The 17,986-nt window shown below is 59.1% G+C and carries 13 protein-coding genes, 1 tRNA gene and 1 pseudogene; 11 read left to right on the plus strand and 4 right to left on the minus strand.

Going from position 1 to position 17,986, the window contains the following annotated elements; translation table 11 throughout:
- Position 1 precedes the first annotated feature (1 nt).
- The 3 genes from AC3RCJ_RS09430 to AC3RCJ_RS09440 all read right to left on the minus strand — a co-directional run bounded on the left by AC3RCJ_RS09430 (position 2) and on the right by AC3RCJ_RS09440 (position 5,329).
- A complete protein-coding gene (locus AC3RCJ_RS09430) occupies positions 2–2,857 on the minus strand; it encodes a hybrid sensor histidine kinase/response regulator (RefSeq protein ID WP_492960739.1) in 2,856 nt (951 codons plus the stop codon).
- A 211-nt stretch (positions 2,858–3,068) separates the two neighbouring features.
- Positions 3,069–3,269 carry a YbdD/YjiX family protein gene (locus tag AC3RCJ_RS09435; RefSeq protein WP_010396213.1) on the minus strand — a complete coding sequence of 67 codons (201 nt, stop codon included), beginning with the start codon at positions 3,267–3,269 and terminating at the stop codon, positions 3,069–3,071.
- Positions 3,269–5,329 carry a carbon starvation CstA family protein gene (locus AC3RCJ_RS09440; RefSeq protein WP_492960741.1) on the minus strand — a complete coding sequence of 687 codons (2,061 nt, stop codon included), beginning with the start codon at positions 5,327–5,329 and terminating at the stop codon, positions 3,269–3,271. The genes AC3RCJ_RS09435 and AC3RCJ_RS09440 overlap by 1 nt, the downstream gene beginning before the upstream one ends.
- A gap of 233 nt (positions 5,330–5,562) precedes the next feature.
- On the opposite strand from AC3RCJ_RS09440, the gene AC3RCJ_RS09445 reads away from it, so the two are divergent.
- The 11 genes and pseudogenes from AC3RCJ_RS09445 (at position 5,563) to AC3RCJ_RS09495 (ending at position 17,249) form a co-directional block, all read left to right on the plus strand.
- A complete protein-coding gene (locus AC3RCJ_RS09445) occupies positions 5,563–6,936 on the plus strand; it encodes a cache domain-containing protein (RefSeq protein ID WP_492960743.1) in 1,374 nt (457 codons plus the stop codon).
- Between the two features lie 19 nt (positions 6,937–6,955).
- Complete coding sequence (locus AC3RCJ_RS09450; protein ID WP_492960745.1) at positions 6,956–7,591, plus strand: response regulator transcription factor; 636 nt, start codon at positions 6,956–6,958, stop codon at positions 7,589–7,591.
- Positions 7,592–7,902: 311 nt separating this feature from the next.
- Positions 7,903–8,985, plus strand: coding sequence for an EAL and HDOD domain-containing protein (locus tag AC3RCJ_RS09455; RefSeq protein ID WP_492960945.1), 1,083 nt, complete (start codon positions 7,903–7,905; stop codon positions 8,983–8,985).
- 1 nt (position 8,986) lies between these two features.
- Positions 8,987–11,035, plus strand: a complete 2,049-nt coding sequence (locus tag AC3RCJ_RS09460) for a putative bifunctional diguanylate cyclase/phosphodiesterase (RefSeq protein WP_492960747.1) — start codon at positions 8,987–8,989, stop codon at positions 11,033–11,035.
- A 92-nt stretch (positions 11,036–11,127) separates the two neighbouring features.
- A tRNA-Ser gene (locus tag AC3RCJ_RS09465) sits at positions 11,128–11,217 on the plus strand.
- Positions 11,218–11,472: 255 nt separating this feature from the next.
- Positions 11,473–11,940: pseudogene (locus tag AC3RCJ_RS09470) on the plus strand (phage portal protein); the annotation flags it as partial.
- On the plus strand, positions 11,937–12,152 hold the full coding sequence (locus AC3RCJ_RS09475) for a hypothetical protein (RefSeq protein WP_492960749.1): 216 nt from the start codon (positions 11,937–11,939) through the stop codon (positions 12,150–12,152). The pseudogene AC3RCJ_RS09470 and the gene AC3RCJ_RS09475, both read left to right, overlap by 4 nt.
- Before the next feature lie 503 nt (positions 12,153–12,655).
- Entirely contained in the window at positions 12,656–13,744 is a 1,089-nt protein-coding gene (locus AC3RCJ_RS09480; RefSeq protein ID WP_492960751.1) for a DUF262 domain-containing protein, read from the plus strand.
- Complete coding sequence (locus AC3RCJ_RS09485; RefSeq protein ID WP_492960753.1) at positions 13,745–14,359, plus strand: MAE_28990/MAE_18760 family HEPN-like nuclease; 615 nt, start codon at positions 13,745–13,747, stop codon at positions 14,357–14,359. It abuts the gene before it with no gap.
- Positions 14,356–15,567, plus strand: a complete 1,212-nt coding sequence (locus AC3RCJ_RS09490) for a DNA cytosine methyltransferase (RefSeq protein ID WP_492960755.1) — start codon at positions 14,356–14,358, stop codon at positions 15,565–15,567. Before AC3RCJ_RS09485 ends, AC3RCJ_RS09490 begins: the two co-directional genes overlap by 4 nt.
- A 983-nt stretch (positions 15,568–16,550) precedes the next feature.
- Positions 16,551–17,249 carry a hypothetical protein gene (locus AC3RCJ_RS09495; RefSeq protein ID WP_492960757.1) on the plus strand — a complete coding sequence of 233 codons (699 nt, stop codon included), beginning with the start codon at positions 16,551–16,553 and terminating at the stop codon, positions 17,247–17,249.
- A gap of 117 nt (positions 17,250–17,366) precedes the next feature.
- On the opposite strand, the gene AC3RCJ_RS09500 is transcribed toward AC3RCJ_RS09495, so the two are convergent.
- Complete coding sequence (locus tag AC3RCJ_RS09500) at positions 17,367–17,978, minus strand: hypothetical protein (protein WP_492960759.1); 612 nt, start codon at positions 17,976–17,978, stop codon at positions 17,367–17,369.
- Between the last annotated feature and the right edge of the window lie 8 nt (positions 17,979–17,986).

Here is a 17,986-nt window from a genome sequence, read left to right on the forward strand (position 1 = left end):
GTCAGTGTTCCTTCACAAGGATGGCGCTCAGCGATTCGCGCACCGCCAGGAATTCCCGTTCCATGTCCTGCAGCATGCCGGCCGCGCCTTCGGTGCTGTTGGCGCGGCCCAGTTTTTCCATGTCCTTGCACAGTTGCGCCAGCGCGTCGGCACCCACGTTGGCGCTGCCCGATTTCAGGCTGTGCGCGACCTTGCGCAGCGCTTCGGCATCCGCGCCGGCGATCGCCTCGCGCATGGCGGCCAGCTGGCGCGGCGTCTCGCTGGTAAAAGCGAGGATGACCCTTTCCAGCAGCGCATCGCCATCGGCGCGCGACAGGGCGCGGATGTTTTCCAGCGCCTGCCGGTTCAGCGGCGGGCCCGCTGGCGGGGCGGCCGATGGCGGCGTTGCCTCGGGCGGCGTCTCCCGCGGTGTTTGCGCCTGCGGCGCCTCGCTGTGGTGCACGGTGGCCGCGCGCGGCAGCGTGATCCAGCGCGCGATGGTGTGGCCCAGGTCCTGCTGCGTAAAAGGCTTGCTCAGGTAGTCGTCCATGCCGGCCGCCAGGCACGCTTCGCGGTCGCCCTGCAGCGCATTGGCCGTGATGGCGACGATGGGCAGCACGCGCGCATGGCCCCGGTGCTGTTCGTGGCGGCGGATTTCCGCCGTGGCGGCAAAGCCATCCATCACCGGCATCTGGCAATCCATGAGGATCAGGTCGAAATCCTCGGCCTGCGCCGCCCGCAGCGCTTCTTCGCCATTGCCGGCGCACACCACGTCCAGGCCCAGGCTGTCGAGCATGGCCAGCGCCACTTCCACGTTGACGGGATTGTCTTCAGCCAGCAGGACCTTGCGGCGCTGGCGCCGCGCCACCTGGCGCACCGCGTGCGGCGGATGGAGGCGCATGCCTTCGCTGGCGCGCGGCGGCGTGACGATGCAGTCGAACAGGTCGCATTCGCGGGCCGGCTTGATCAGCTGGAAGGCCACGCCCGCCTCGCGCCGCTGGACCGGGTCGGCGGCGCCCTGTTCCGTGCTCAGCAGCAACAGCTTGAGGTCGGCCAGCAGGGGATCGCTCTTGATGGTGGCGGCCAGGGCCAGGCCGCTGGTGCGCGGCAGCTCCATGTCGAGCAGGGCCACCGAATATGGCTTGCCTTCCTGCACGGCGGCGCGCAGGCGGGCCAGGCAGTCGCCGGCCGTTCCGGCGCTGTCGCTGGCGATGTGCCAGCCGGCCAGCTGGCGTTCCAGCACGGCGCGCGTGGCGGGTGTGTGGTCGACGATCAAGGCGCGTAACCCTCGCGTGGTTTTCAGGTTGAAGGACGGGTCGTCGCTGTCGACTCGCCGCTTATCGAAATTTACTTCGAACCAGAAGATGGAGCCTTGCGTTAGAGCATTGTCGACGCCGATTTTCCCGCCCATCAGTTCAACCAGCTGCTTGGAAATGGTCAGGCCCAGTCCCGTGCCGCCATGCTTGCGCGTGGTCGAGCCGTCCGCCTGCGAGAACGATTCGAAGATGCGCGTCTGCGCCTCGCTCGATACGCCGATGCCCGTATCGTGCACTTCGAAGCGCAAGCCCACGCTGGGGGCATCCTCGAAGCACACTTCCACCTTCACGGTCACCTTGCCCGTCTCCGTGAACTTGATGGCGTTGCCGAGCAGGTTGACGATGATCTGGCGCAGCCGGTTCGGATCGCCGCAAATGGCGATGGGAATATCGTTGGCGATATCGAATTCCAGGAGGATATTCTTTGCCTCGGCCTGCGGCGAAAACACGTGGTCGATGTCGTCGAGCAGTTCGCGGAAGTTGAAGCGGATGTATTCGACGCTGAGCTTGCCCGCTTCGATCTTGGAAAAGTCCAGGATGTCATTGATGATTACCAATAAATTCTGGCCCGAGCGCTGCACCATGCTCGTGTAGTGGCGCTGCTGCGGGCTCAAAGCGCTGGCCAGCAGCAGTTCCGTCATGCCCAGCACGCCATTCATCGGCGTACGGATCTCATGGCTCATGGTGGCGAGGAAGGCGCTCTTTGCCTGGCTGGCGGCCTCGGCCGCATCCTTGGCCTTCTCCAGCTGCTCCGTGCGCACGCTGACCTGGCGCTCCAGCTGGTCGCGGTAATTGGCCAGGGTGCTGTCGCGGCTGTCGATCTGCGCCAGCATGTCGTTGAAGCTGTCGATCAGCACGCCCAGTTCGTCGCTGCGCTGGTGGGCGATGCGGTGGCTGTAGGTCTGGCTGCTGGAAACGGTCTTGGCCGTATTGATCAGCTTGGTAATCGGTTCCGCGATGACGCTCTTGAAGCGCCCGGCCAGGAACACGGCCACCAGGAAGGACAGCACGGTGGCGCTGCCGATGGCGCCCAGATGGCGGCCGATGTCGCGCCACATGTGGTTCAGGTCCGCCTCGATCATGATGGCGCCGATGATGTCCTGCTGGCTGTCCGCCTGCCGGTAGACGGGGCGGTACAGGCGCATGGCCGGCGCCAGCGTGCTGCCCGTGGCCTGCGTCACGGGCTGCAGCGCCATGTCGGCCAGCAGGGCCGGGTCCATGTCTTCCGGCGCCGCCAGCCGCTCGTCATGCTGCGGCGCGCGGTACAGGGCGAACAGGCGCCCGCCGCGGTCGAACAGGGCCGCCTGGGCGATCTCGTCGCGCGCCTGCAAGGCGGCCAGCATCTGCTCCGCCTGCGCCTGTTTGCCTGCCAGCAACGGCGTCGCCCCGGCCGCGCCGAGCACGCCCGCCAGCGACAATAATTGCTTGCCCTCGTCATTCTTGTGGCTCAGCACGGACGTCATGGCAAACGCCACGAACACCAGCAGCAGCGCGCAGCCCGACGACAGCACCGAAATCATGGTCAGCTTCTGGCTGATGCTGGAGCGTTGGAAATTGAACATGAATTCGCTGCTTCCCCGGTCGCCCGTTGACTGTTATTTAATTCCTATTGGAAAAATATAGACGTGAAGACGCACCCTGATATTGATGTGGGTCTAAGGGAGGAGAGGGGAGGGGAACTTACTGAACGCAATAATGGGATCAGACCCGGCGGGGACATGTGCCCGAATAGGGCACATGTCGATCCTGCCGGGACTGACCCCAGCACTTACACTAACAACAACCACCACGTTTACCGGCCCCGCCATAGCGGGCTTCCTGGCGTTCGCGGAAGAACTCTTCGTACGTCATCATCGGCTCGCCGGGATGGGTGACTTCCCGGTGCGCCACATAGGTGTCGTACTCGGGCAAGCCGCACATGAGCCGCATGCTTTGCCCCAGATAGCGACCCGCCTTGATGATTTCGTCGATCATCATTGCACCGTGGGCATGGCCTGGAACGGCGTTTCCTTGGTGCTCGGCTGGCTGTCGGCGCGCGCCTTCAGGATGGTGCGGATGCCGAAAAACAGCACGCTGATCACGACGATGACGAAGAAGGCGGCCAGGCCGGCATCGAGGTAATCGTTGAAGATGATCTGCTGCATCTGCGCCACCGACTTGGCCGGCGCCAGCAGGGTGCCTTCATCCAATGCCGCCGAGTATTTCTTCGCATGCGCGAGGAAGCCGACGCGCGGATTGGCGTCAAAAATCTTTTGCCAGCCCGCCGTCAAGGTGCACAGCAGCAGCCAGATGGTCGGCGTGATGGTGACCCATGCATACTGGCCACGCTTCATCTTGAACAGCACGCAAGTGCCGAGGATCAGGGCAATCGCCGCCAGCATCTGGTTGGCGATGCCGAACAGCGGCCACAGGGTATTGATGCCGCCCAGCGGATCGACCACGCCCTGGTACAGGAAGTAGCCCCAAGCCGCCACGCACAGGCCCGTGGCCAGCAGGTTGGCGATGACGTTTTCCGTCTGTTTCAGCGCTGGCACGAAGCTGCCCAGCAAATCCTGCAGCATGAAGCGGCCCGCGCGCGTGCCCGCATCGACGGCCGTCAGGATGAACAGCGCCTCGAACAGGATGGCGAAGTGGTACCAGAAGGCCATCATGGCCTTGCCGCCGATGGCGCCGGACAGAATTTGCGCCATGCCGACGGCCAGGGTCGGTGCGCCGCCCGCGCGCGAGATGATGCTGTGCTCGCCCACATCCTTGGCCGTCTGCGTCAGCATCTCCGGCGTGACATAGAAGCCCCATTGCGAGATCGCCTGGGCGGCCGATTCCGCCGTGGTGCCGATCAGGGCGGCCGGGCTGTTCATGGCGAAATAGATGCCCGGTTCGATGGTCGAGGCGGCGACCAGGGCCATGATGGCCACGAACGATTCCATCAGCATGGCGCCATAGCCGATGAAGCGGGCGTGGCTTTCGTTTTCTATCATCTTCGGCGTGGTGCCCGAGGAAATCAGCGCGTGGAAGCCGGACACGGCGCCGCAGGCAATCGTAATGAACAGGAAGGGGAACAGATTGCCCGACCAGACGGGGCCGGAGCCGTCGATGAACTTGGTCATGGCCGGCATTTTCAGGTACGGTGCGACGACGATGATGCCGATGGCCAGGCCCAGGATGGTGCCGATCTTCAGGAACGTCGACAGGTAGTCGCGCGGCGCCAGCAGCAGCCACACGGGCAGGACGGAAGCGATGAAGCCGTAGCCGATCAGCATCCACGTCAGTTCCGTGCCCGTGAACGTGAACATCGGGCCGAGAACGGCATGTTCCTGCACGTACTGGCCGCCGATGATGGCCAGCATCAGCAGCACAAAGCCGATGATGGAGATTTCGCCGATGCGCCCGACGCGGATGAAGCGCGAATACACGCCCATGAACAGGGCGATGGGAATGGTCGCCATCACGGTGAAGCTGCCCCAGGGCGAACCGGTCAGCGCCTTGACGACGATCAAGGCCAGCACGGCCAGAATGATGACCATGATCATGAAGCAGCCGAGCAGAGCGATCATGCCGGGAATCTCGCCCAGTTCAGCCTTGATCAGGTCGCCCAGCGAGCGGCCGTCGCGGCGCATGGAAATGAACAGCACGATGAAATCCTGCACGGCGCCGGCGAACACCACGCCGGCGAGTATCCACAGCATGCCGGGCAAATAGCCCATCTGCGCGGCCAGCACGGGGCCGACCAGGGGGCCGGCGCCGGCAATGGCGGCGAAATGGTGGCCGAACAGCACATATTTGTTGGTCGGCACATGATCGAGGCCGTCGTTGTGCTTGAAGGCGGGCGTCATGCGGCGGGCGTCCAGGCCCAGCACTTTGTCGGCGATGAACAGGCTGTAGAAACGGTAGGCGATCAGGTAGACGCAGACGGCGGCGATGACGATCCAGATGGCGCTGATCGGCTCGCCGCGTTGCAGGGCGACGACGCCCAGGGACCCGGCGCCGGCCAGCGCAAGCGCTGCCCAGCCGAGCTGTTTGAAAATGCGGTTCATGCTTTCTCCAGAGATTGACGGATGCTGCGCCGTGCGTTTATCGTGTGCTGTTTGTCCTGATCGTCGCCAGGTTGGGGTGTGTGCGCAGCTTATGGCAAGTATTCAGGAATCGTATAATTGCCGCAAGCGCACGACTACGCAGTAACGCTCAGTATTACTACGCAGGCCGATACACCCGCCGCCACGTAAAATCACCGATTTCCACGTCCCGTCACCGCAGAGCGCGCAAGGTCATGAAACTCCGACAAAAAGTCCTCTTCCTGGCCATCACGCCGCTGATCCTGGCGATGTGCGTCATTGCCTTTGCCGTGCGGCACCAGGCCATCACCCTGGCCGAGCAGCAGCGCGCCACCATCCAGCAGGCGTATCTGGCCAGCAAGGAAGCCGAACTCAAGCATTACGTGACCCTGGCCAGCCATTCCATCGCCTCCTTATATGGATCGGGCCGCAAGGATGCCGCGACGCAAGAGGAGGCCAAGCGCATCCTTGCCTCGCTCAGCTATGGCGATGACGGCTATTTCTTCATCTACGATTTGCAGGGCAGGTCGCTGATGCACCCGCGCCAGCCCGAACTGGTGGGGCGGAACCTGTGGGAGTTGCGCGACGCGGAAGGCAGCCTCACCATCCAGCGCCTGATGCAGCGGGCCAGGAGCGGCGGCGGCTTCGAGCGTTACAACTGGATCAAGCCGTCGACCAACAAGTCCGCGCCCAAGCTCGGCTATGTGATCCTGATGCCGGAATGGGGCTGGATGATGGGCACCGGCATCTATATGGATGACGTGGACCAGGCGCTGGCCAAGGTCGATGCCCAGCAGTCGCGCAATATCCGTTCGACCATGGGCTTGATCGCCGGCATCGCCATCCTCGGTTCGCTGCTGGTGGGCGCTTCCGGCCTGGTGCTGAACCTGCGCGAACTGCGCGTGGCCGATGCCAAGCTGAAGGTGCTGGCGCAGCGCGTGGTGGAGTCGCAGGAAGAGGAGCGGGCGCGGCTGTCGCGCGACTTGCATGACGGCATCAGCCAGTGGCTGGTGTCGATCAAGCTGCAGATCGAGGCGGGCATCGCGCGCCTGGGGGGCACTGCCGAGCAGAAGGACAAGGCGCCCGCCACCTTCGAGCGTGCCGCCGAGCAATTGAACAAGGTACTGGGCGAAGTGCGGCGCATTTCGCACAACCTGCGCCCGGCCATTCTCGACGACCTGGGCCTGGCCGCCGCGCTCGACCACCTGGTGCAGGAATTTAACGACAGCAGCAGCGCGCAGGCCAGTTTCACGGCCAGCCCGCCCACGGCGGGCGAGGGCTTGCCCGACATGGTCAATACCGTGTTGTTCCGCATCGCCCAGGAAGCGCTGACGAACAGCGAGCGCCACGCCCATGCCAGCCGGGTGGAAGTGAGCTTGCACGGCCTCGATGGCCGGGCCGTGGAATTGCGCATCCTGGACAATGGCGGCGGCTTCGACATGGATGGCATCGCGCTGCACCCGCAGCGCGGCATCGGCTTGCGCAACATGACGGAACGCATGGAAGCCATCGGCGGCAGCCTGCAGATCCGCTCGTCGCCGGCCGGCACCGTGGTGCTGGCGCGCCTGGAACTTCAACCATCCCCTTGAGGATAGATAGATAGATACGATGACTGAAACGATACGGATCTTGCTGGTGGACGACCACCCCCTCGTGCGCGATGGCCTGCGCGCGCGCCTGGAAGCGGTGCCGCATTTCGACGTGGTGGCCGAGGCGGGCGGCGCCGACGAGGCGCTGGCCCAGGCGCGCGCGCATGCCGTGGACCTGGTGTTGATGGATATTAATATGCGCGGCACGAACGGTATTGAAGCGACCGCGCTGTTCAAGCAGGCGTTTCCGCAGATCGCCGTGCTGATCCTGTCCATGCACGACAAGCTTGAATACGTGTCGCAGGCGATCGCCGCGGGCGCGCGCGGCTATGTGCTGAAAGACGCACCAGGGAAAGATATCGTGTTTGCCATCGAAACCGTGATGTCGGGCGGCATTTACTATAGCGCGGCCCTGGCGCGCCAGCTGTCGCGTCCGCAAGTGCACGATTCCTTCCTCACCACGCGCGAGCAGCAGGTGCTGCAGCATATCGCGGCAGGCCAGTCGAACAAGCAGATTGCCCGCGAGCTGGACCTGAGCGTGCGCACGGTGGAAACGCACCGGCTCAACATCAAGCGCAAGCTGGGCATCGAAGGGCAGGCGGAACTGATCAAGTATGCGGTCGAGCACGCACAATTCGATGGCGGCGCGGCGTGAACGGCGGCAAATGCGTATCGGTGTATTTTTTTAAGCCCGCATGCCAGGCTGCTTTCCCGGGGAAATGTTTTTTTTGAACATTTATTGCCAATATTAAACTGTTGCGGCGGTGAGATTCGGATAGAATGATTCTTGCTGTCGAAATGGCATCCCTGTCGGGCCAGGGTTGCCAATGCTGGTCAGTTTATTTACTATGGCGCCCTACCCACACTGAGATACCGATGTCAGCGTCTGAATCAAACCTGTTTCCTTTGGTGGGATTACAAGCAGTTGCCAATGCTCATAATGAGTGGGTTGCTGTCACCTTGCACGTGCCGCAGCCATCGACAGCCACGCTGTTGGCGGTGCTGGCCGCTGCCGACGTGTATGCCTTGCTGGCGCCACTGGACTGCATCCTGCCCCTGGCCGATCCGCATGGCGTGGACGAGGCCACCCTGGCACAGCTGGCGCCGCAACGCACCATCTTCCGCCTGCCGGCCATCTTTGCCGGCGACAAGCACATCCAGAAGAAATGCCAGCAATGGCGCGACGCCGGCTACCGCATCGTGCTCGACGGACCGGACGCCAGTCCCGTCACGGCCGCGCTGGTCGAGGCGCGCGCGCTGAGCATCGACGCGGCCGGCGAGCTGCCCGGACTGCACCAGCTGTTGCCGCTGCCCGGACCCCACCTGGCCTACAACGTCGGCGACGCGCAGCAACTGGCCGCCGTGCAGGCGCTGGGCGTGAGCTGGTTTGCCGGCGACTATGCCTTGCACCAGGCGCGCCGGCTAAGCGAGCCGGAAGACGCCACCTCGCGCCGCCGCCTGCTGGCATTGCTGGGTTTGCTGGCGCGCGATGCCGATGCGCACGAGCTGGAGGTGCCGCTCAAGCAAGATCCGTCCCTCAGCTATCATTTATTAAAACTGGTCAATTCCGCCTCCTTCGGCTACACGGCGCCGATTACCAGCTTTAGCCAGGCCATCACCCTGCTGGGCCGGCGCCAGCTGCAGCGCTGGCTGCAACTGCTGCTGTATGCGCGCCAGCAGGACGACGGCAAGATCCATGCGCTGCTGCCGCTGGCGGCCGTGCGCGCGGCGCAGATGGAAGCGCTGTGCCAGCGGCGCGGCGGCGACCGCGATGCGCAGGACCTGGCCTTCATGACGGGCGTGTTTTCCCTGCTCGACATCCTGCTGGGCATGCCCATGCAGGACATCATCGCCACCCTGAACCTGGCACCCGAGGTCAATGCCGCCCTGCTGCAGCGCAGCGGCGAGCTCGGGACCCTGCTGGCGCTGGTCGAATGCGCGGCGCCCACGCCGGACATACTGGACGGCGCTGGTCTCGATGGGGAAACCTACTGGCGCAGCCTGCTGCAGGCTTACCAGTGGGCCATCCAGGTCAGCCGGAACCTCTAGCATGGCCGTGCTCCCGGTGTCGGATTACCTCAGCGATAGCGCCTCCCTGTGCGACGCCGTCGTGCGCTTGCGTGGCCCGGCGCTCGTGGCCGAGCTGGGCCGCATTGCCAGCGTCGTCATGGCCAGCCCATACTGCCAGTTCCTGCCCTTGGCCGGCGCCGACGGCGCCAGCGCGCCACCGCCGCCGTTCGCGCGCGATACGCCCGCCTTGCTGCAGGAAATCAGTTTCGACGGCCATTGTTTCGGTCATTACACGGTGGCCGGCCGCAGCCGCTACAACGACGCCGACCGCCGCCACCTGGCCAGCCTGGCTTCGCTGACGGCCGGCGTGCTGCAGGTACACTCGCTGGCGCAGCGCTCCACGCATGCCTACGCGCAAGTCGAAGCCTTGCTGGCGCAGCAGACGCAAATCCTCGACCAGTTGCACGAATCGGTGCTGACGATGGACTTGACGGGCTATATCACCAGCTGGAACAAGGGCGCGGAACGGCTGTTCGGCTATTCCTCGGTGGAAGCCGTGGGGCGCAACATCCTGTTCCTGTACGACGACGAAGACACGGGTTTCCACGACGCCTTCCTGGAGCAGGGAGGACGCCTGATGGAGGTGCGCCGCCGAAAGAAGTCAGGCGAGGTCTTCTGGGCCAGTCTGTCCCTGTCGCCGCTGCACGACATGGACGACAAGCCCATCGGACTCATCGCCTACCTGACGGACATCACGGAACGCAAGCTGGCCGAAGAGCGCCTGCACCACCTGGCGTATTACGACCCGCTGACCAGCTTGCCTAACCGCACCCTGCTGGCCAAGCTTGTCGACCAGGCCTTGAGCGTGGCGCAGCGCAGCAAGATGCTCGGTTGCGTGCTGTTCATCGACCTGAACCGCTTTAAACTGATCAACGACACCCTGGGCCGGCGCATCGGCGACGAGCTGCTGCGGCAAGTGTCGCTGCGCTTCCGCCAGGCCCTGCGCGACCAGGACCTGGTGGCGCGCCTGGGCGGCGACGAGTTCGCCGTCGGCCTGTTCGACATCGGCCAGCACTTCGAGGCCAGCATGGTGGCGCAAAAGCTGCTGGCCTCGCTGGTGGAACCGTTCCTGATCGAAGGCCACGACCTGCGCGTGGGCGCCAGCATCGGCATCAGCGTCTACCCGCAGGATGGGCAGGACGCGGAAACCCTGCTGCGCCTGGCCGACATCGCCATGTACCGCGCCAAGCAGGACAGCGGCGGCGAAGCGGAAAGCGTGGCCTTCTACAGCCAGGACATGAACCTGGGCATGCAGGCGCGCATGCGGCTGGAAACCGGCTTGCGCCAGGCGTTGTCAGAACAGCAATTGCTGCTGCACTACCAGCCAAAGTACGCGCTGGCGAGCGGGCGCATCATCGGTGCCGAGGCGCTGGTGCGCTGGCACCACCCCCGGCACGGCATGATCCCGCCCGCCGAATTCATTCCTTTGGCCGAATCGACGGGCCTGGTGGTGCAAGTGGGCGAATGGGTGCTGGAAGCGGCCTGTGCCCAGGCGCAGGCATGGAAACTGGCCGGCCTGCCGCCGATCCGCCTGGCCGTCAACGTCTCCGCGCGCGAATTCACCTCGGCCCTGCCGACCCGGGTGGCCGCCACCTTGGCCCGCTACGGCCTGGAAGCGGCCTGGCTGGAGCTGGAAATCACGGAAAGCACCCTGATGCACAACATCGAGCGCGTGATCGGCATCATGGACCGCATCACGGCGCTCGGCGTGGCCCTGTCGCTGGACGACTTCGGCACAGGTTACTCAAGCTTGTCCTACCTCAAGCGCTTCCCCATCGATACCCTGAAAATCGACAGGTCTTTTACCACCGGCATCCCGACCGACGCCAGCGACTGCGCCATCGCCAGCACCATCATCAGCATCGCCCAGCAGCTGCACCACAAAGTCATCGCGGAAGGCGTGGAAACGGCGGAGCAGCTGGCTTTCCTGAAGAGTTCGGGCTGCGACGAGGTCCAAGGCTACCTGTTCTCGCGGCCGCTGCCGGCGGCGGAGTTCGAGAAGGTATTGCGGGAGAACTGGGGCGCCTAGCTCCCGCGTGCCGGCTCTTTGCTGCCAGGGCCAAGAGCCGCGACGGTTAGCCATTGGTAAGCCACCGACCTTTATGTATAATGCTGCCATCTGGAAGCGTGGCCGAGTGGTTGAAGGCACTAGTCTTGAAAACTAGCGACGGGTTACACTGTTCGTGAGTTCGAATCTCACCGCTTCCGCCAGGAAATAAAGAAACCGCCTTCGGGCGGTTTTTTATTGCCTGGCGGAAGCGTGCAGGGCGCCTGCGCGCCCTGCGTGTGAGATTCGAAGGGCTGGGCCTGCCGGCCCAGCCCGCCCCGAATCCTCCAACCGCTGCGCGGCAGCCCCGCGCGCCGTGGGCGCGCGTTCGTGGTTCCAATTAGGTTTTCGACTGAGCAAGCTGTCACAGGACCCCACGCATCAGTCCGTGCTTGAATGTCAGACCTACCCCTCGCGTCCTGTTCCTCCGCAAGTACCACAAGAACGGCTCGCACGCCGGTTTCGTCTTCTACATGGCGGAAGCCGCCGCTAACACCCAGGACATGGACAACCTGCGCCAAGCCACGCGCGACAGCAAGGGGCCGGGAAACTTCCGCAACTTGTTCATGTACGCGCCGAACGGCAAGAAGGACGGCATCCAGATTCTGCCCGTGTCGGACGTGGCCGCCAAGGACGAGTTTTTCAACATCAAGAGCGTCACGCGCGACGACCAGCTGGCCGCGCACCGCGTGCCACCCCAGCTCATGGGCATCCTGCCGAACAATGCCGGCGGCTTCGGCGCCGTCGAGCCTGCCGCGCGCGTCTTCGCGCGTAACGAGCTGGTGCCGCTGCAGGCGCAGTTCATGGCCATCAACGAATGGGCCGGCGTGGAGGTGGTGCGCTTCGCCCCGTATGACCTGGCCACAGGCGGGGAGGGCGCGGCATGAGCGACCACATCGACAACACCGACAAGATCATCTTCGCCGAGGTGGCGCGCGGCCTGGCCGCCGTGCGCGGCCGGCCCGCCCTGGTGGCCCATGGCTGTTGTCACTACTGCGACGAGGCGCTGGCGCCTGCGCTGCTGTTCTGCGGCGTGGACTGCCGCGACGACTACGACAATGAACAGGCGGCAATGATCCGCGCCGGCCGCCCAGGATGAGCGCCACGCCGCGATAGCCGGCAGGGCAGGGCCGCGACAGCCCAGCTGCGCCAGAGCGCCCCAGCCACCGCACAAGCCGCCCACGAGGCGGCTTTTTCACGTCCCGACGAATGACGTTGCTCTGGAAGTAAGAAAAAAGCCCATTTCGGCTCGGCGCGCGCAGTTGTCCCCCCTCCACACCTGCCCGCTATATAGGGGTCTTTTGACTCAAATTTGCGCCAAGGCCGAAGACGCATGAGGACTGGCGCGGCGGGGCGAAAAGGGGGCGTGCGATTTGACGCATTTTGACGCACTTTATTCACCTATGGAACCTAAATATCATCCTGCGGCAGAAGCGCCATTGATACATCACACCTGAATGATATCAATTCGGTTTTGAGGTTCGTATACCGTTGTTGACCAGTGAGCTACAATCGCAGCCAAGTCGTTAATCATGTCGCACTACCAAGGAGCTTGGCTCGCTCATTTTTGTTGTGAAAGTGCATCATTGTCGGAGGATCACCTTGAGTAAAAAATTACAAAAAAACAAATCTGGGACAGAGGAAGGAGTTCTTGGGGAGGCGCAAATTCGTGAGCTGAAACAGCACGTTGACTATCAAACAAAAGAATTTACCACTGAAATCATAGTGCAGAAGTATCTTGAGGGCGAAGCCGATGATGAAAATGAAATTTTCATCCCAACATATCAACGCGATTTTGTTTGGAGTGAGGCCCGGCAGAGTAAATTCATAGAGTCGGTTATATTGGAGCTTCCAATTCCGTATATTTTTATTGCGACGTTACCAAAAGAAATATCTGATGATGATGGGCGGGCAGAAATTGTGGATGGATCGCAGCGTATTCGAACTTTAGCAGTCTTTTTGAGTGATAAATTAAAGCTGAGTGGCTTGGAAAAGCTGAATAAATTGAACGGATTTTATTTTTCTGACTTGGAAATTTCTCGGCAACGGAAGATAAAAAGGCAAAGTATCAGAGTTATTGAGTTGTCTGATAAAGCGGATGAACAAATTCGGCGAGATATTTTTGAACGTATCAATACCGGTAGTGATGAGCTCAAGGATATGGAGAAGAGAAAGGGCATATATACCGGCCCCTTCTACGATTTCATATGTGAATGCGCAGAGATGCCGGAATTTCAAAAAGTTTGCCCAATTTCGAGAGCTAAACAGAGGCGTGAAGAGGCTCAGGAATTAGTGTTGCGATACTTTGCTTACTGTGATACGTATAAAAAATTCAAACATGATGTTAGAAAATTTCTTGACGCATATTTGAAAGAATATCAGCACGATTTTCCGAAAGAACGGATGTCGCGAGAATTCAAGAATATGATTAAATTTGCTGAAAATAATCTTCCATACGGGTTTAGAAAGAATGCAACTTCAACGACTGTTGCTCGGGTTCGCTTCGAGGCGCTCGCTTGTGGAATTACACTAGCTCTGAGAGATAAGCCGCGTCTCAAGCCAACACCTGGGAGTATGGAGTGGATTGATTCACCAGAATTTAGTTCACATGTGGCGTCCGATGCCAGCAATTCCCTGCCACGTTTGCGGGGAAGACTCGAATTCGTACGCGATAGGTTATTGGGACGTTAAATGTTAAATGCACAGGCTGAATTCGAACGTCGAGAAATTGAAATAGAGGAATACATTTCGCATCTTGAAACTTTGGAAGTTCAAACTGGATTTTCAGTTTCGCTTATCAATACGATGAAGTCATCAGCGCTACTGATGATGTATAACATTGTCGAATCAACGATGACTAATTTAATGCAGGATATATTCGATCATCTTCGCGATGAAAATATACCATTTGAATCATTGAATGATAAAATGAAGATACTTGTATTGAGTTATAGTAAGCAAGCTGCTCCTGGAAAGCTTGTGGAAAAAATGACTCAGAACGCATGGAGTATTGTTGTTGCTTGCTTTAATCGTACAGAACTTTTCTCTGGTAATATTGATTGCAAAAAAATAAGAGAAACTATGAAGGAAATCGGTGTCGCAGCGAAATCGACATATAGAGAAGATGTTTTGTTAAAAATAAAGGGGGAGCGTAATGATCTTGCTCATGGTCATAAATCATTTTCTGATTGTGGTCGCGAATACGCTGCCACGCAGTTGCGAGAGTTCCACAAGAAAGTGATGGCAGTGCTTCGCAATGTGATAACAGATTTTGAAAAATTCTTGAGTTTGAAGGCATATGCGTGACTAGTAAGAAGAAAGAAATAGTGAATTTTTTTGATAATTCATGCTCGGCTAAAGGCTTGCCGATGCAAGATGGGCTATTAGCTGCGAACTATTGGATTAAAGAAACAAAAAAGAAGAGGTGGCCTTCGAATGTGGTAGGACGCCAAGAGCTGCGTTTAGTTGATTTTTTTTCGGGTTGCGGAGGATTAAGTCTTGGTGCGCATATTGCATGTGGACAATTAAAACGTAATTTAAAGATCGTTTTGGCTGCGGATATGTGGGACGACGCTTTGGAAGTGTACAGATCAAATTTCAATAGCATCCTTGAGGCATCAACAAACGTAGACTTGTCTTTGATGGTTGATGGTCAAGGATCGTCTAAATTGTCGAAGAGAGGCAAGGTATTATCTAGATCAATGGGAGAGGTGGATGTTATCGTCGCCGGGCCACCATGCCAAGGTCATTCTGATTTAAATAATTTTAGCCGTAGAGATGATCCGAGAAATTCTCTTTATACGATTCCGGTTGCATTTGCCATAGCTAACAAAGCAAAAATCCTTTTGCTTGAGAATGTTCCTGCCGTTGTTCATTCGGCAGGGGGCGTTGTAGATGACGCCTTGAAGGATTTGCAGAAAAATGGTTATTCCGTCATGCAATTCATTGCGGACGCACAGGATTTTGGTTTGCCGCAAACACGAAAGCGACATGTTTTAATTGCTTCGCGCTTACATCCGGTCGAGGAGTTAACTGCTTTGGTTCGTTGCGTGGAAAAACGGATTCGTGATGTGAAGTTGTGGGATTTTATTAATGATATAGAAAATGAAGTAGAGGATAGTGAACGGCTAATTACAAAACGCTCTAAAATATCAAAAGAGAATGTAGATAGAATTTCATTCCTATTCCAGTCTGACACCTTTGATTTACCAAATAACCTGCGCCCTCCGTGTCATCGGGATAAGGCTCATTCTTATATATCTATGTATGGCCGCCTTCATGCTGATCGTCCGGCTCAAACCATTACCAGTGGTTTTGGCTCCATGGGGCAAGGGCGATTTGTACACCCTACGCAGCCTCGGATGATAACAGCGCATGAAGCTGCTCGTATTCAGGGGTTTCCTGATTATTTTAAGTTTAGGCCAGTACAGAAGATTACAGCTCTTCGCGAGATGATCGGCAATGCTGTTCCTCCCCCGTTTGCCGCCGTGTTGCTTAAGTTGTTGCTTCAGTAGCATGTTGCCTCTGTTCGCTGTTGCGATTCATTTAGACTGAAACTTGGGTACGTTCTGTTTTTGCTTTAGGTGTAAACTAGGTCGGTATTTTTAGCGATAGCGGAATATGAGTGCACCGCTATCTTAGGGAGGAGTCAATAGTACCCTCTATTAGTTCAATAACGGTGCACGTCTGTTGATAGTTACCGTTTTCCTAAATAGCACGCTACACAAACGCAAAATGCACCGCATGGATGGCTGTTTGTGCGGCTGCTATTATGTCACCTTTGAGGAGCGGAAACGGGCCGCAATCCCGTATGGTTTTTGAGTTCCTTGTCTAGCTTCCCAAGCTTGCGCTCGCGTCCCGTGCTCGAAGGACGCAGGCAACAGCGTATCGCCGGAAAAGTCAAAGATCGAAAAATTCTGTTTCTTTTCAATCGACGGTACAATCGTAGGTAGGCTGCTACGAGGTGGTCATGTAAGGCGCATGAATAGTAGGTATGTGCATCTCACCGCTTCCGCCAGGAAATAAAAAAACCGCCTTCGGGCGGTTTTTTATTGCCTGGCGGAAGCGTGCAGGGCGCCTGCGCGCCCTGCGTGTGAGATTCGAAGGGCTGGGCCTGCCGGCCCAGCCCGCCCCGAATCCTCCAGTGAGGCTGCAACGGAGCCGCCTGTCACAGCACCCGGCATCTCAGCCCATGTCTGAATGGCAGGCCTTGGCCCTTGCCTTGGTTTGGTGCAACAGCAATAAGCGGGCAATTTTCGATCGGCGCCAACCTATCGGCGCCAACCCATGGAGGAGGCGGCTCCGGACGAGTCGATCAATTTTTTGTGATGTTGAGGCCGAACTGAGCTGGGCATCGGGCATCACCTAGCCAGCAAGTCAAAATATTGTCATAATGTTTCTTTTCGTCAACTACTATCCTGCCATGACAAGCGATCAGATATTGAAGCATTCAGCATTTGCGTATTTGAACCAGTGGCACCGAAGTGACGGAGAACTCTTGGCGAAAATTATCGGCGCAGATGTCGACTCCCGTGGTGTCGCCTTCGCATCGCTCGCGGTGAAATATAGCGTCATCCGCACCTTCCCGATCAAGGCGATTCGGGAAAAATTTGGAGAGGCGGAAGTTGCCGAACGCTGGAAGCACGTCGCTACTGCTGTGCGCCGGGTCAAGATCGACAGCGCAACCTCGCCGGCCGATAAAGTGAATAGACTCGCGAAGAAGCTCTGGTCAATATTTTCAGATATTCAAAACCCGCGGCCACCGCAAAACCTCATTTCGGCCGCATCCAAGTTTCTGTGGTTTGACGGGAATCCCTCGATCAGAATTTACGACACGCGTGCGGTCATTGCCCTGAATCGGCTTCAGGAAGAACGGAAAAAGGCGAGTGGGATAAGTTTTAATAAAATCAATGGTAATTATGGAAATTACGTTGAAGCCTGGGAAGAGGAGTCGACTGCGCACGATGCCTTGGTCAAGGCCGCCATTCGTGGAGTTGGACAGTGCCTGGATTACTCGGCCATACCCGACGGTGAGGCACGCAGGCTGGCACTGAGGGCGAGCAAGACAGAGTGGTTCCGTGATCGGGTTTTTGACCGATTCCTGTGGACGATAGGGGAAGATTCCGCGAAGGCGGCTTCATCCGCCGAAAAGCTGGAGATCTTGAAAAAAGTATTATCCGATCTGGAACAACGCTAATCCTTTCGCGCAAGGCGGTTGCGCTCATCTCGCAACGCCAGGCAGATCAGGATATTCGGGAAAAGTGCCGCTACTGTCCGCCCGAATCTTCCTGGCGCTGGTGTATTCGCGCCTGGCTTAGCGGTAAATAGTCAGGTATTTTGCGGGAATGTCGAGCGGCCCGAGCATGCCCGCCAGGGCCAGGTTAATCAGTAGGGCGAGCACCAGGCCAACTCCCGCCGGAACGCCCATGGCGAGCCTGCGCAGCAGGGGCGAGCGCGTCCGGACTTGCCAGTAGGCGGCACAGCCCAGGTGCGCGAACAGGGCGAATACTGCGAGGAAGTAATATGGCGCAAAGAACAGTTCATATGGCATCCGCACAAAACCGGCCGCGGCATAGTAAAAATTGGTGTCGAGCTTGAGCACTGCGCGACCGAACAGGACCGCAGCCACATGAAACAGCAGGAACAGGGCCAGGTAGATTCCTGAGCTGGCTTGCAGCCACGCTACGAACCCGGAACGTTTTTTCCAGCCCCGCAGCACCATCCATATTCCGCTGCCACATTGAAACAGCACGCACGCCAACAGCACCGGCTCGACCACGGCATGTCGATACAGGGGCCGGATCGCCTGCATGAAGGCAATGTGCGCGTGGGCGCCGGCAAGGGCCGCCAGGTGATTGCCAAGATGCAGCAATATAAAGGCGGCCAGGACACAGGCCGACAGGCGGTGAAATCTACGAATTGACATAGGCATTC

Source organism: Janthinobacterium sp. GW822-FHT07H11 (genome assembly GCF_058798615.1).